This is a genomic window from Novosphingobium sp. CCH12-A3 (assembly GCF_001556015.1).
Lineage (GTDB): Bacteria > Pseudomonadota > Alphaproteobacteria > Sphingomonadales > Sphingomonadaceae > Novosphingobium > Novosphingobium subterraneum.
Window position 1 is genome coordinate 1 of the sequence record NZ_LSIA01000108.1, and the last position, 241, is coordinate 241.

General features: G+C 63.5%; 1 pseudogene. It reads left to right on the forward strand.

The window, feature by feature from the left end:
• Positions 1–241: pseudogene (locus AX703_RS27840) on the forward strand (site-specific integrase); the annotation flags it as partial.

The following is a 241-nucleotide window of genomic DNA, read 5'->3' on the forward strand; positions in this document are numbered from 1 at the left end:
ATGCCGAGGCCCTCAGGCTGATGCGGCGCGACTGCCTGAGCGAGCATCTGCTGCTTGAAGGCCGGGTTCTCGTCAGTTGGCGCAAGGGGCGCGCCGGACGCGAACAGCGCCGCAGCTTCCTGCGCGACAAAGGCTCCTCGGTGCCCGTGCTGATCGATCAGGTTCTGGCTATGACCGAAAGGCTGTTGCCGCATACGCCACGCCGCGACCAGAATTATCTCTTCCTCACCGGGAGAATACA